Genomic DNA, 14,546 nt, shown 5'->3' on the forward strand with positions numbered 1-14,546 from the left:
TGCATCCGAACAGCATCGATGTCTTTCCGCGAATGCCAAGGCTCGCACCGGTTCGTCAGCGCAAAGTGGGCATAGGGACCGTCGGTATCTCGCGCCCAGGCGGCCAATGTCGGCAAGACCAGTGCCTCCAATGTTAGAACCGCCAGAGGCGTCCACGACCAAACCTGATCAGAAGCCTTTCACGAACTAGCTCTTTGGCCGCGATCTGGCGGACCTCGCGGTCTCATGCTGATCGTCGGGCCGTACGTGTCTTATCGGAAAGAATAAAATTCGTCCGTGTCAAAAACAGCATCATTCCACGAGTCAAAGGCCTTAACCGTGCCGTTTCGGGAAATGTGAGGCCGCATAACGGGAATTGTTGCTCCAAACTCCGGGAGGATCTGGAGTTTGGTTTCGCCGAGCATTGGGCAGGGGTTGCCTGCATATGGGGGCCCATCGTTGCGACCAAGATCGCTTTCAGGTTACCGACCCAGGAGGCTGAAGGTGGAGCCTCCAGAAGGATTTGACCAAATATCTGGAGAGACGGATGTGGATCGAGTGAGGGCCGCTCAGCGCTGCTTGGCCGCTGCTTGTGTCCTGGTGGCGACGCTCGCTGCGAACGCCCAGACCCTGAAAACCCTGCACGTCTTGTCGTCATGAAAGACTGGATCGCGTGGTGGGCGTGGTCGTCATGCCACCTGAAGTTGCGGGAGCGCCGCATGATTATGACGACGATCCTGTGTGTGATCGTCGCGGCAGGATGCATGGCGATGTCGCCCCTTCTTTTAGCTCGATTGATCGATGGCCTCCTTGCAGGGCGGCCAGGATCAGGCGGGTACACCATGCTTCTGGTGTTCGGATATCTGGCCGCGATCGCAACGCCGCGAATCATCGGCGTGGTTGTTCTCCAACTCCAGAATAGGTTACGTATCTACGCCAACAGCTCGCTGCTTGCCGCCTATTTCAACTATCTATGCGAACAACCTGACAGCTTCTTCGCGAAGAGAAATGGCGGTGAGCTGAGTCAGGAAATCGCGCAGGCATCGAACGATCTTTACATCATCATACGAAGCCTCTCGTCATCAGCCATCGCGCCGCTGGTTCAGATCTGCATTGCCGTCGCCGTGCTGGCGACGAACCGGAACGTCATCATGGCCGGAATGATCTCCGTGTATGTTGCGCTGTTTCTGGCGAATCATCGCGTCCAGGGTAGAAAGCTCAGTGAGCTCAGGCGGGGATTGATGGGGGCAGGGCGTAGGACCTATGCCACATTGGTGGATTCGATTTCCAATATTCACGTGGCGCGCCAAACCCGGCGTCACTTCGGCGCGGCAAACAGATCTTTGAGGAAATCGACGGCGCCCGTCGACTTCGACGGGTCGGCCGGTGCCGCTTCGGCCGTCGATGTTTCGGCTGGGCGCGCCCTCCGCGCATGAACGTGCGTCGTCCGCCGGTGGGCCTGTTCGGTGCTCCGGCTGAGGCGCGGCGCAGCGTCAGTGACGGTGATCGTGATCTTCTTCGACAGCAGCGGCGGATCGAAGTTGAAGTGCATGCCATCGCCCATCACGAGCTGCAACGTGTGCCGGCCCGGCGGGAGCTCGATCAGAGCTTCGGTCTCGCCGCCTCCGTAATGCAGGTGCTTTCTGTCCTGCGGAATCGGCTCGCCGGGGCTGATCGCTTCGTCCGAGTCGATCAGAAGATGATGATGGCCGGTGTTGGAAAAGCTGTCGCCGGCATGGGTCACGCCCATGTTGCGCAGGCCGAAGCGGCACCAGAACGGGCTCTTCACCGTATCGCCGTCGCTGGGAGAGATGAAATAGAGATAGGCGTCCCTGGGCGCCGTCTTGCCCTGCGCCGACGCCTGCGTCGGCAGCAGCAGCAGGATGGCTGTCAAGGCGGACATCGCGACCACCGCGTGACAACATCTCCGCCAGGACCTTGGATCGGCCGGCGGCGCGGCATACGCGGATTGTTTTCCCGTCATCACTCCGAACTCACGAATTGGATCAACATGGATGGCAAACATCGAACAAAGGCAGCCGGTCGATACATCGACTTCAGCAAGGCGAATTTGAGGTTCCGATCGGTCTCGCCTGCCGATTCCAGATTTGTCAGCGGCAACACGGTGCGATGGAGCACAGGTCGAAGCGGGGATCGCGTCAGAGCGAAAGCGCGATGCGCAAGCCATGGGTCGGATATCTCACGCGGCCATCATAGCGGTCGCGGCTGCCGCTGCGCGCATAGCTGGCATCATTCTTCCACGAGCCCGAGCGAATGACACGGATGAAACTCTGCTCGTCGATCCAGGCCGAGCCATCCGACGGCGCTCCCTGATAGGTCTTGTGCCAGCTGTCGGCGACCCACTGGTCGACGCCGCCGCCCATGTCGAACAGGCCAAACGGATTGGCGGGAAAGCTTCCGACCTTCATCCGCTGTGCAGGCGCGCCGGCGTCGTTGCACCGGCTGCAGTTGGCCATGCCGCCGCGCATCTGGTCGCCCCACCAGAATGCCGTGCTCGTCCCGCCGCGCGCCGCGTATTCCCATTCGGCCTCGGTCGGCAGCCGAAACGGTTTGCCGACGGTCCGAGATAGCCACGTCAGGTAGTCCCGAGCATCGTCGTAGCTGACATTGGTGATCGGATTGTCATCCGGACCGCTCGTCACGTCAGCGCACGCTTTGTCGGCGACGCATTCCTTCCACTCGCCGATCGTGACCGGGTATTTGCCGAGCGCAAACGGCTTGATGGTGACGCGGTGAACCGGAAGCTCGGAGCTCTCGGTGCCGCCCATGGCGAACGTTCCGCCGGGGATCATCACGATATCGGGCAGGCGGATCTTGGCCACCTCAGGGCTGGGTGTCGGCGTCGTCGAGGCTGCCTGGGCGGTCAAATCCGCGGCGAGGGCGACGGCTGCTGCGACCTGAGGAGCCGGCCCCGCGATCGCCAGCGCCTCCGAGGGCGGATCAGCTGGCGCACTCGCAGGGGCGGTCGCGGCGGAGACCGCCTCCATTGTGACACTGCGGACGGCAGGATCGGTGCTTGCGGGGCCGGAAGATGGGACGGAGGCTTCGCCAGCTTGCGGCTGCGCTGGCGGAGCCGGGATCGGCTCCCGCGCCAGCATGAACCAGCTGCCGGCGGCCGCGACCAGCAATGCCCCCAGGCCAGCCGCGGCGCGGCTCCACATTGGTGGCCCACGCTCTGCGACGGCAGCGGCCTTACGAAGGCGGCGGGCCAGCCCGTGATGCCCGTGCGCCTGCCAGATCTCCGCGTGGCTGCGCGCCTCGTCCGGGGCGTATTGCGTGATCGACACGCCAGGAATGCTGCAGACAATTCGTCCGTGCCTGCCGCCGCTGGGAGCGGTCGCCTCGACCTCGGCAGCGTCGCATGAGGCTGAGAGAGATTGCTTCAAGGGGCCGCACATCATCAGCAGCAGTCCACCATCCCCCTTGCTTCGGGGCCGCTCCTGGATCTCGGGGCACGACGCCTGCTCGGCGACATGATGGAAGCTGGGGGCACGCAGCGTATTCAACGCGACGCGCACGACTCGTCCACACCGCGCACAAGGCACGGGATAAATGGTGGTGGCCAGCGGCTTGGCCGGCGCGTCGGGCGCCGGAGCCGGCGATGATTTGGAGACATCGATTCCGGTCAGCATGCGCGAGCCGCCATGCGCCGGCTGTGCCGCCGGTTCATTGTCCCCAGGCGGTAAACGCATCCGTGAATGCGCGCTCACCGTCCGCTCCCTTCTCGATTGCCAGCACGGCGCGGCTGCCGCCGTTGTACACGATCGGGATATCGATCCATTCCTTGCCTTTCAGAAGCAGGAAGTTCCGCGTCTTGTCGACCTCATTGGCGGACAGCGCGATCATGAAGAATTCCGGTGTGACCTTGGCGGTCAGGGTGGACAATGCGGCGCCGCGGCCTGCCTCCTTGGCCTTCATGCTGACGCCCTTCAAGGTGTCGACTCCTGCGTGGCTCGGGTCGCCCGGCCAGTTGAACTTGACCTCCAGGATATGGCTCGCCGGCATTTCGCTTTCCTTGTTGGGCCGCAGCGACAACGTGGCCTTCATCTGCTTGTCGATCTCGACATCGCCTTTGATCGAAGCCGGCACGCTGCCGGCGGCGGGCTCGACGCGCCAGGTCACCTTGCCGAGATAGCGCTTGCCGCCTGGGTCCTGCGGGTCCTCCTGATAGAGAACGGCATGCGACACCATCGGTTGGGCCGCGTTCCCCGTCGTGATGGTGCTCCCAGGAGAGCCCTCGCGGGATGCCGTGCTCGTGACGTCCGGCGTCATCCGTTCCGCGGTGACCTTGTGCGGCTCCGTTGTCGCCGGCAGCGCGGCGGCAGGCGGGGCTGCATTCCACGAGGCCGTAAGCTGAGTCAGGGCTGTCTGCCAGGACGTCGCGATCCGACGTCCTGTCGGCTGCCAGACGAGCGACGCGGTCACCAGGGTAATGGTCAGGACTGCGGCTGCGGCCACGACCGGTCGGCGCAGCGAACTGCGCGGCCGCGCTCTGATCTGGTCGAGCGCCGGACGCAGGCGTGCCGAGAGCCGCTGGTGATCGATGATGGCACGGCCGCGCGCAGGCCCAAACTGGCCGCGCGCCATGGCCGCGCCCGTGTCAGGCGCTTTCGCCGGCTTGGCGCGGGCGGCGTCCGAGGGATCGTTCGAGATCGATGTTGCTTGGGCGCGAAGTTCGTTTTCTTTGTCTGTCGCCGGTGCGACTGGCTCCATCCAAGGCGGCAGCGCCGGAGAGGGGGCATCAAGCGGCGAGACGTCAAGCTTCTCGCTGGCGACGTCGTGTCCCGACCGGCGCGAGGCCCGTGCCTCGTCCGCCGGGGCGCCGCCGATGATCCCGCTGCGCAGCCAGTCCGGCGCTGGATGCTCCGTCGGCTCGCTCAACGCGTCGCGCTGGTCTCGTCGGGCGATCGAGAGGTTTTCCGCGACCGTGGCGATTTCGTCTTCCAGTGAATGGGCCGGCCGTGTGACGGGCAGTCGAGGTTCTGCAGCGCCGGCGAGCGCCGCCGGAGCAGAATATGCTGTGGCCGCAGCGGACTGCGGCGGGATGAATGGTTGCGGCGGACTGAGCATCGGAAGTGCGATGGGGGCGACACGACGCGCATGCTCACGGAGCCGGATCACCCGGTCGGGAAACAGCGCGTTGAGGAGATCGCAGAGCGCCGTCTTCGGCGGCATGAGCTGACGAATGGGGATCGGGACACCGCCGCGTGGAGCGCGGATGATCTCTCGGACGTCGCGATCGTCCGGGACGATTGTCTCCTCGCTCGGCCGGTCTTCGGCGACCGCGAGAATCTTGCGGCCTCTGAGCAGGGTCGTGAGTTCGCGCAGGTCCGATCGCGAGGCGTCGTCGATGATGATGAGATCGAATGCGTCCAGTCGCGGCGGCAGCTGCTCGGCAACGCGCCAAGCCGGCATCAGCTGGCAGGGGATGCCTTGGTGGCAATTTTCGAGGCCCTCGCGCGCGACCTGACGCAGCCGGAACGCGCTCGGACCGGAGCAGGTCGCGGCAAGCTTGTGCGACGTCGTCGTGAACATGGTGAACGCCTGCCGCACGGCGCTGCTCGTGTTCTGGACCAAGGCGAGGTGCATCCGCGCAACGACAACGTCCTCGAACAGCTCGCGCAGCCGCGTCTCCAATACGGCGCGCTGCTCGGACAGATCCTGCAGCAGCTGCTGCTGACCGACGCCTTCGGTCTGTCCGATCAGCACGGCCCAGTTCCAGGCCAGCATCCAGTCGGCGACCAGCACCGCGTCGCCGCCGTCCGCGGTGGCCGGCTCGGTGCGGATCCGCCGGGCGAGTGCGCTCGCCCCGGCCTCGGTCAAGCTCTGGCAAACCTCGGTGAGGAGCTCGATATCCTGGCGCCGCTCATGCAGGCTCTGCAGCTGCCTGCAAATGACGCCCCAGCGCGTCTCGATCTCACGCGGGTCGACGTCGGCTCGTCCGATCTGCGACAGTACTTCGGCCTGGACCCGTGTCGTGATTGCACCGCGGCCGTGAAACAGCTCGTTCAGCCGGGCGAGCTCGCTGCGCTGCTTGCCGATGCGCTCGGCAGTGCTTCTGATGACGGATGCGAGCGCGGCCAATCGGCGGCTGTCGCCGAGCAAGCTGGCGACTTTGCCGGCCGGCATCGACAGCTTTGCGATCGTGGCCAGGACATTACGGCTGGCCAGCGCCGCGGTCACGATCGCGACCTCGACGTTCCTGACGATACGCTCGTGGCCGTGGAGGGTGTTGGCGGAGTCGGGCTCGTGCGTTGGCGCACCGATCTCGACGGCCAGTGTGCGCCATCGGACGTCGAGCGAATGCAGGTGACGCCGCCATGTCAGATAATCGCGCACATGGCCCCAATCGGCTGCGCTGTTCGGCGCGAAGCCGCAGATTGTGATCGCATCCAATGTCTGCTTCAGCACGCGTCCGGATCGCGAGAACGTCGCAAAGGCCTTTTGTCCGGCCGAGAGCCGCTCGACGCGCCTCAGCAACTCCTCGTTGGTGAAGGCGTCGGCTGGAATGTCCACCGGCCTCACCAGGAATCCGGCGCGTCGCGCCAACAAGGATGATGCATCGCGGGCAAAATCAACCAGGATGCCGCTGTCGACGGAGGTGTCGCTTGCCTCGGAGCCGACCGGAGACAGCGATGCAAGCCATGGTTCGTCGGCAACGGTCCGATGCGCCGCCGCCAGTGCCTCAAGATCGCTGGCGAACTTGTCGGCGCCCTCCGGCTGGAGTTTCGCGACGGCCTGATGGGCCAGCTGGCCATCATCGCCGTCCTGGTCCGCTACCGCGGCCATCAACTGCAAATCCGCGTGCAGTCGCATCACCGCCGCTGCGTCAGGCAGCTGCGCGATGTCCGGCACTTGGTCATCGAGGTATTCGATGTCTCCGCCAAGCCGCGATCGCGCCGACCGCGCCTGGTCGACCGCGGCGACGATCAGATCGGTCTCGCTCAGAAATCGCAGCGGCCGATCAGTGAACCACGCATAGGCATCGCGATCAGCAATCATGGTTGCCAGCGCGTCGAGCGGCAAATCGGAAGTGCCGGATCGCAGCAGCGTACGGCCGGCGATGTCGGCGACCTCGTCATCGAGACGCGTTATTGCGTGGCTGGTCGCGATGATGTCCTGCTCGAGCCGGTTGACCTGTTCGGCCTGGGCGTGCAGGTCGGTCGTGTCCAGGATCGACAGCAGCCGGCGGACCACGCGCTCAGCGTGCTTCAACGCGTCCTTGTCGGATCCGGTCAGATCGACCGTGAGGTCGCGAACGGCGCGGGGCAGCTTTTCGGACAGCGCCAAAAGTGCGGGTTTGCTGCGGGACACGACGAGGACCCGCAGGCCAAGCGCGAGATGGTGACAGACCACGTTGGCGATCGCAGCCGTCCGATCGGGCGCAACTGCGCCCTTTACGACAAGGCCGTCCGATCGCTGGAGCTGGCGCACGATCTCCATCTGGTCGGAGTTGGTCGGCAGCGGAAAGAACAGATCGCCGCGATCTGCCGCGGATTGCTCGGCTGGCGTGGTGGCGATCGGGTCCCCGATCACGTTGGACAGCCGCCGGCGCGTGCCGTCATGGGGGGCGTGATCCACAGCCCCGAGCAAACAGTGCGCCAGCGCAGTGAGCCAGCCCTCGTTCGCCGGCATGTAGTCCAGCGCTCGCTGCAGGCGCTTGATGTCGCGCAGCAGGAGTCCGTTCGAGCGCGGCCGCGCAAAGATCACCCAGCGATCCGAGACGACCAGTTGCTCAGTTTCTTCAGCCGGCGGCAGCGCCGTATCCGGCAGCCCCGGGCAATAGAGTCCGTCCGGGTCGAGCTGCGAGCCGATGGTGCTGAGGATAGGCTCGAAGGTGGCGGGCTCGAATGGCGAAAGCTCGACGCCGCGCGCGAGCCGCTGCTCGGCGGTGTGCTCGGCCAGCCTGGCAGCCGATGTGAGCGGTTCGAATGCGCGTAGGTTGACGGTCGCGCCGACCATGCGGGGACGGATCCTGATCTCGGCGTCCGAGCTTCCGCGAACCTCGATCTCGACCAGACGTTCGAGCAGCGGCAGCTCCAGCTCGCGGCCACCGCGACGCCAACGTGATAGGCCGACACCCCACACGATCTCGCAGCTCGCCTCGTTGTGCCCGGGCGCGGTCGCGCGGGCCATGTCGTGCAGCTTGTGGTACAGCGCGATGGTCCGGCGACGTGGACGCTCGGCCGCGGCCCAGGCGGCCCAGGAGCCGGCAAGATAGCGATCCAGACGTTCGACGACATCCGGGCGTTGCTCGAGGTGCAAGCGCAGGCTCCAGAGCCCGGCCGAGGCCGGCTGCCCGCTGGCCGGCGCGCAATGCTCGGTGCGGGCCTGCGCTGCCGCGATCAGCCGGTCCTTCTCTGCGGTCTGCACCGTGATTGTCACGCGCTGCCGAACCAGCGGACGCCGGTCCGGATCCGGGGAGACGTCGATCCACATCGCCAGATCGGTATCGACCGCCGGTGGGTCGGCCGGAAGCAGACGCTCGACAGCGAGCCAGATGGGGCCATGCGCATCGAAAGTATTGCAGCTAACGCCCGGCAAATCCTCCAGCTCGTGCTGCTGGAAGACGAAGCGATGTCCGCCCGCGAGCCGGTGGTCGGACACGCGATCGACCAATTGCGCGTCATGCAGGATCACTTCGGCCACATGATCGAGGACCTTCTGCAAAGGTCCGATCGTCGGCTGCAGTCGATGGACAGCGTTCATGTTGGCTCTCCGACAATGGCGGCGACGAAACGAAGCAAGCGGGTCACCTCCGCGTCTGGACTCCGGCGTCCATCCGACGGCGGCAAGCGCAGCCGCGAGCATCAAAGCAAATGGACGCTCTTTGCGTCAGTGTCTTGGTGTGGCCAGCTGATGTTGTTCGTCCGCCGCTTTCGCGGAAATACTAACAAGCGTCGTGTAGGCCAAACTAATTGTCGGATTATAGGGGCACGCAATGCGGCGTAATGATGAGAGATCCGTATGCGACGTCTTGCCATAGAAAACTGCGTCAACTGATCTGTTATCACTTCGAGAACTGCTGCCGTCGGCTGTCGCGAGTCCGTTTAGAATTTCTTTAAAGAGCCGAGGTCTCCATCCGCGCGGCCTGCCTTGATTGGTTGTGGGAGGTATTCGCGTGTGCCGGGACGTTTCCGGGGCGCGTGCAGCATGCGGTGCCTTGCCGCAATCAGCACGGCGTCAGCGTCCGCTTCGTCGCTGAAATCCCGCGCGCCGCCCAAGCGGCGCCGTGGCGAGGCCGCAATTTATCTCGGAGTGCGGCGTTGGCCGGCGATGTATGGCGTCACGCCATTCTGCGCGTTTTGGAGGAGCGAATACAGCTCAACGCTGTGACAACTTCCGTCTCGCGCTCTGAATGAAGATCTGACGACAATTAGCAGAAGCTGAAAGTACTTAGCTCGTTTGCTGCAATTGCCAAGGTCAGCGGGGTTGCTCGTAGTCACGGTCTGGCGGAGCGGGCGCCGCCCAACTGATGACACGCCAGCATCTTCGACGAGCCCAAGTATCGACATTGCCGGCTTCTAGCGCGAATGGCTCGCACTCGCGCATGGCGTCGATGCTCACGGCGGCGGGTGAAGGGGATGCAAGTCCGCGCATCATCATGGGGAGGTTGGACTGATGATCTTGAATAGCTGCAGCGGGAGACGCGCGGATGATTCCGCGTCCTCACACGACGGCGCTTTGCACATTGGCTGGGGCGGTCGTCCGACCCGCGGCCGCGGCGGATTGCTGCCATCTCTGCTTGCCGCGGTGTCGACACTGGCGTTGAGCGCGGCAGCCGCACAGGCGGCCGACGATCGATCGTCGCAGCCGGCGGACGGGGCGGCGGTCAAGGCGCTGATGGCGAAGATCGAGTCCATGGAGCAGCGCATCAACACGCTTCAGGTCGAGCTCAAGGACGCCAAGGCGAAGAAGACGACCAGCGTCGGACAGTCGGCCTCGCAGGCCTCCAGGAATCCGTCCGGGCCGGTCGCTCTGATTGGTGCGAAGGATGCACATGGGGGCGCCTTGAAGGCGTCGGACAACGCGCAGGCCGCGTCCAAGTCGGTCGGCAACGCCATGGCGCTGGCCGATTCGAAGGACGTCAAGAATGGGGGATCGACAACGGCCGATGCCGCGCCGCCGTCATCTCCCGCGTCCCGGCTCGCGGCTGCGTTCGCGGACGCCGATCCGAAGCCGAAATTCCTGCCCGCTGCCGATCTGAAGGCGCCTCCGCCGCCCACCGGGAAGGATCTGTTCGGCGTGGCGCCCTCGCCAGTGCCCGGAATGCGGATCGGCATGTATGGCGAGATCAAGCTGGGCTCGATGCAGAATCCTGCCGCCAACGGCCAGTGGCAGAACGGTTTCGACATGGCGCGTCTGGTCCTGCTGCCGACCTATCAGGTCAACGATTATATCACCTTCAACGCGGAGCTGGAGTGGGAGCACGGCGGCACTGCGTTCGACAATGATGACAAGCTGCATGGCGCGGTCGAAGTCGAGCAGGCCTTCTTCGACGTCAAGTTCAACGATCATTTCACCCTGCGTTCGCCAGGTATCGACTTGATCCCGATCTCGTTTACAAATCTCTATCACGAGCCGACGCTGTTCTACTCGGTGCAGCGGCCGGAGCTTGCCAACGGCCTGATTCCGACGACCTGGTATGCGCCGGCGGCCGGCTTCTACGGCAAGATTGTCGACGGCTTGAATTATCAGTTCCAGATCAGCCAGAGCGCGGAAGATTTCGGCGACGACTTTGCTCATCGGGGTGACAATGGCCACATCAATTCAGGAGGTTATGCGGCTGGCATCAGCGGCTCGGAAGCGCTGGCGCTCTCTCGCGCGCCGATCGGCGACTTCCGGCAGCTGAGCAATGAGCTCGCTTATACCTTGCGTCTGAGCTACACGCCGTCGTTCCTGCCCGGCTTCGCCGGAAGCTCTGCGATCTATTATTCGCCGAACGTTACGCCGCGCGGCGCGTATGCCACGCAGCCTGACGGCACCGAGGTTCCGCTCGGCAAGAACGCGATGACGATCTTCAATACCGAAGCGCGCTACCGGGTGCCGAACACCGGACTCGAGCTGCGAGCCGAATATGCCCATGTGAACTTCTCCAACCCGGAGAACCTGCGGGCCAATAATGATCTCGACGACACGAACAATGTCGGCAAGAACATGTGGGGCTATTCGGGCGAGATTGCCTATCACTTCAGAGCGCCGAATGATTACGACATTGTGCCGTTCTATCGCTACACACGGCAGAACTTCCAGACATCCGGCATGCTCGGCTCAGATCTGACCAACGGACTCAATAACATCACAGGGAGCGGTGACATGACGTTCCATGACGTCGGCGTCGCCGTGTTCCCCAATCCGAGCCTGGTCTACAAACTGAACTACACCAAGGTCATTGACCGTAGTCCGACCGGTGCGATGTCCGACCGGGTTCTCGCTGGGGTCGGCTGGCTCTGGTAGCCGGCCGCATGAGGAGAGGCCGCTGCCCTCTGGGCGGCGGCTGTCCTCCAGCAGGCGAGCTGAGGATCCAGGACGGAACGAGAGCTGTTCCGCCTCGGAGACTTGTAACTTGGAAGTACTCGGTAGATTGGGTGGGCGGGCGAGTGTTGGCGATTTCTGATGAGGGCCCTGGTTGGCGGCGATGCCGTGCGCTCGCCGCGCTGGTCATAGTGTCGATGGTGCTGGCGGGCTGCAATCCGGCGACGCTCGGGAGCGACAGTCGCGGCGACGACGTGATGGACAAGGTCGGGCGTCTCGACCTCTCGCCGCGCTATCCGCGACAGGTCATGCCGGAGCAGTCGCCGGCGGCGCGCCGTGCGCGGGCGGAGATCTACGGCGGCAATGACGATCCCAGGGACGCACGTGCGGAACTGCCGGCGGCGCCATCGCTTCCGGTGCAGGAGGCCGCAGCCCATTCGCAGGCGATCGGCAACGGCTTCGAGCTGAATTTCGAGAATTCGCCAATCGCGACCGTGGCCAAGGTCGTGCTCGGCGACGTGCTTGGTGTCGGCTACACCATCGATCCGCGGATCCAGGGGACCGTGAGCCTGTCGTCGGTGCGTCCGGTGCCGAAATCGGACGTGGTCTACGTGCTCGAGAACGCCCTGCGGCTGGCCGGGACGGCACTTGTACGTGATAATTCCGGCTATCGCCTGATTCCGCTCGGTGAGGCAGTCGGCGCGGGCAATGTGGATGCGCCCGGTGCTGCGGCCGAGCCCGGCTACGGCATCACGGTGCTTCCGCTGCAATATGTCTCGGCACCGACGCTGCTGAAGCTACTCGACAGCTTCGCACTCAAGCCCGGCACGGTGCGCGCAGACCCGGGCCGCAACATGTTGTTAATCCAGGGCACCGGCTCCGAGCGACGCACGGCGGTCGATGCCGCGCTGAGCTTCGACGCAGACTGGATGAAAGGGCAATCGGTCGGGATCTTCCCGATCGCCAACGGCAATCCGGAGCCGATCGTCGCCGAGCTCGAGAAGATCATGGACACCGGCGACAGTGGGCTCGGTCAGAACATGGTCAAGTTCCAGACCATCAGCCGGATGAACGCGGTCATGGTCATCAGCCGCAAGCCGGCACTGCTGCGCACCGCCGAGACCTGGATCAAGCGGCTGGATGCCGGCAACACGCTCCGCAACAGCGTTCATGTCTACCGCGTCAAATACGGCGAAGCGCGGCAGATGGCGCGGGTGTTGAACGAGATGTTCACGGGAAATTCGGCCAGCGCCGACGCGTCGTCGACGGATCTCGCCCCGGGATCGGGCGCCGCATCGAGTTCGAGCAGCGAGCGGCTGTCGGCCGCGGGGACGGCGTCGACAGGCAGTCTCTCGGGTCAGCAGCCCGGCAACAACGGTCTGGTCGCCAATCGTGGCTTCGGAGGTGCGCCGCCGGCGACCCAGACGAGCCTCGATTCGGCCCCGGAGTCGCGCGCGTCCGCCGGCGGCAGCAAGCCGCTGATGGACGGCGTGCGCATCACGCCCGACGTGGTCAACAACACGCTGCTGATCTATGCCGACCGTGAGAACTACCGCATCATCGAAGCTACCTTGCGACAGTGCGACCGGCCGCAGCTGCAGGTCGCGATTGATGCCACCATCGCCGAAGTGACGCTCAACGACAATCTGAACTACGGCGTGCAGGCCTATCTGACCAGCAAGAATCTTGGCCTGCGGCCAGATCAAGGCTCACTCCTCAACACCACCTCGACATCGGCGCCGGCGACGGTCGCCTCGGCCGCCGGGACGATCACCAACGCCTTCTTGAACCGTGCCTTTCCGGGCTTCAATTTCCTGATCGGGTCGGAATCGCAGCCGAGCGCCATCCTGAGCGCGTTGCACACGGTCACCGACGTCAAGGTGCTGTCCAATCCTTCGCTGGTGGTGATCGACAATCAAGCGGCGACATTGCAGGTCGGCGACCAGGTGCCGGTGTCGACCGGCAGCGCGACGGTGCTGACGACCAACAACACGGTCGTGAATACGATCGACTATCGCAATACCGGGATCATCCTGCGGGTGGCGCCGCGCGTCAACGAGAACGGCAATGTGCGGCTGGAGATCGAGCAGGAGATCAGCAACGTCTCGCCGCAGACCGCGAACAGCCTCACGCCGACGGTGGCGCAGCGCAAGGTCAAGAGCGCGGTCGCGGTCGCCAGCGGTCAGACCGTGCTGCTGGCTGGCCTCATCAGCGAGACCCATCAGGGTACGCGCAACGGTGTGCCCGGCGTCGACCAGATCCCGGTGCTGGGCGATCTGTTCAGCAACAACGATCGCACCCGCGGGCGGACCGAGCTGATCATCTTCATCCGCCCCCAGATCATCCGCGACGGCACCGATGCGCATTACGTCGCCGAGGAGCTGCGCTCCAAGCTGCGTGGCACGATCAGGCCGGTGTCGACGAGCGCCCTTCAGCCGCCGCGGGCCGGCCGATGAGGCGGGTGTCGACTATCGCGCTCGCCGCGCTGGCGCTGACCCTCGGACTTGCGGTGGCCGACGCCCGACCACGCGGAGACGGATGGGCGGCCTTCGCCCGCGGCGATTACGTCAGGGCCGGCGCGCTGCTGGCGCCGATGGCGCAGCGTGGGCACCCGCGCGCGATGACCGCGCTCGGCTACATGTATGAGAACGGCCTTGGCGTTCCGCAATCGTACGATGCCGCAGCCGAACTGTACACAGGAGCCGCCGAAGGCGGTGATCCGGCGGCCCAGCATCTGCTCGGTCTGAGCTACGACAAGGGCCATGGCGTAAGCCAGGATCACGTGCTGGCCTACAAATGGTTGAGTCTGGCAGCCGCCGCGGCACCCGTTCGGCTCCGCGAGCCATACCTGCGACTCCGCAATGCAGTCGCCATCAAGATGTCGTTCGAGCAGGTGATCGAAGGGCAGCGTCTGGCGATGGAATGGCATCAGGGACGGTCAGGTCGAACCGGACTGGCCGCGTCGGCACCAGGTTTGTAGTTGTTCTAATCAGCTGATCTCATAAGCGTCATCTTTGACGCGGAGAACGAGGCATTCGCCAAACGGCCCTCCGCAATGAGGTGATCGACAG

Annotated in this window: 7 protein-coding genes; 4 read left to right on the top strand and 3 right to left on the bottom strand. The window is 64.5% G+C overall.

Annotation, left to right across the window (positions count from 1 at the left end):
* The first annotated feature begins 698 nt into the window (after window positions 1-698).
* Entirely contained in the window at window positions 699-1,415 is a 717-nt protein-coding gene (locus tag BBTA_RS38825; RefSeq protein WP_168167886.1) for an ABC transporter transmembrane domain-containing protein, read from the top strand.
* Here the strand turns inward: BBTA_RS38825 and BBTA_RS12135 are convergent.
* The 3 genes from BBTA_RS12135 to BBTA_RS12145 form a co-directional block, all read right to left on the bottom strand.
* Window positions 1,298-1,882, bottom strand: a complete 585-nt coding sequence (locus BBTA_RS12135; RefSeq protein WP_012042780.1) for a DUF4399 domain-containing protein — start codon at window positions 1,880-1,882, stop codon at window positions 1,298-1,300. The two genes, BBTA_RS38825 and BBTA_RS12135, sit on opposite strands and share 118 nt — an antisense overlap.
* A 256-nt stretch (window positions 1,883-2,138) precedes the next feature.
* On the bottom strand, window positions 2,139-3,632 hold the full coding sequence (locus BBTA_RS12140; protein ID WP_012042781.1) for an SUMF1/EgtB/PvdO family nonheme iron enzyme: 1,494 nt from the start codon (window positions 3,630-3,632) through the stop codon (window positions 2,139-2,141).
* A gap of 34 nt (window positions 3,633-3,666) precedes the next feature.
* Window positions 3,667-8,709: a helicase gene (locus BBTA_RS12145; RefSeq protein WP_012042782.1), complete on the bottom strand. Its 5,043-nt coding sequence runs from the start codon at window positions 8,707-8,709 to the stop codon at window positions 3,667-3,669.
* 912 nt (window positions 8,710-9,621) lie between these two features.
* Between BBTA_RS12145 and BBTA_RS12150 the strand changes: the two genes are divergently transcribed.
* The 3 genes from BBTA_RS12150 to BBTA_RS12160 all read left to right on the top strand — a co-directional run bounded on the left by BBTA_RS12150 (window position 9,622) and on the right by BBTA_RS12160 (window position 14,455).
* Entirely contained in the window at window positions 9,622-11,457 is a 1,836-nt protein-coding gene (locus BBTA_RS12150; protein ID WP_168167887.1) for a hypothetical protein, read from the top strand.
* A gap of 131 nt (window positions 11,458-11,588) precedes the next feature.
* The gene (gspD, locus tag BBTA_RS12155) at window positions 11,589-13,931 is read left to right on the top strand and encodes a type II secretion system secretin GspD (RefSeq protein ID WP_012042784.1); all 2,343 of its coding nucleotides are present in this window, start codon (window positions 11,589-11,591) and stop codon (window positions 13,929-13,931) included.
* On the top strand, window positions 13,928-14,455 hold the full coding sequence (locus tag BBTA_RS12160; RefSeq protein ID WP_012042785.1) for a tetratricopeptide repeat protein: 528 nt from the start codon (window positions 13,928-13,930) through the stop codon (window positions 14,453-14,455). The genes gspD and BBTA_RS12160 overlap by 4 nt, the downstream gene beginning before the upstream one ends.
* Window positions 14,456-14,546 lie beyond the last annotated feature (91 nt).

The sequence above is a fragment of the Bradyrhizobium sp. BTAi1 genome, from assembly GCF_000015165.1.
In the GTDB taxonomy this organism is placed as follows: domain Bacteria; phylum Pseudomonadota; class Alphaproteobacteria; order Rhizobiales; family Xanthobacteraceae; genus Bradyrhizobium; species Bradyrhizobium denitrificans.

Coding starts and splice junctions, on each gene's coding strand:
- BBTA_RS38825 (WP_168167886.1), top strand. CDS start 699: ATGATTATGACGACGATCCTGTGTGTGATCGTCGCGGCAGGATGCATG.
- BBTA_RS12135 (WP_012042780.1), bottom strand. CDS start 1,882: ATGTCCGCCTTGACAGCCATCCTGCTGCTGCTGCCGACGCAGGCGTCG.
- BBTA_RS12140 (WP_012042781.1), bottom strand. CDS start 3,632: ATGCTGACCGGAATCGATGTCTCCAAATCATCGCCGGCTCCGGCGCCC.
- BBTA_RS12145 (WP_012042782.1), bottom strand. CDS start 8,709: ATGAACGCTGTCCATCGACTGCAGCCGACGATCGGACCTTTGCAGAAG.
- BBTA_RS12150 (WP_168167887.1), top strand. CDS start 9,622: ATGATCTTGAATAGCTGCAGCGGGAGACGCGCGGATGATTCCGCGTCC.
- BBTA_RS12160 (WP_012042785.1), top strand. CDS start 13,928: ATGAGGCGGGTGTCGACTATCGCGCTCGCCGCGCTGGCGCTGACCCTC.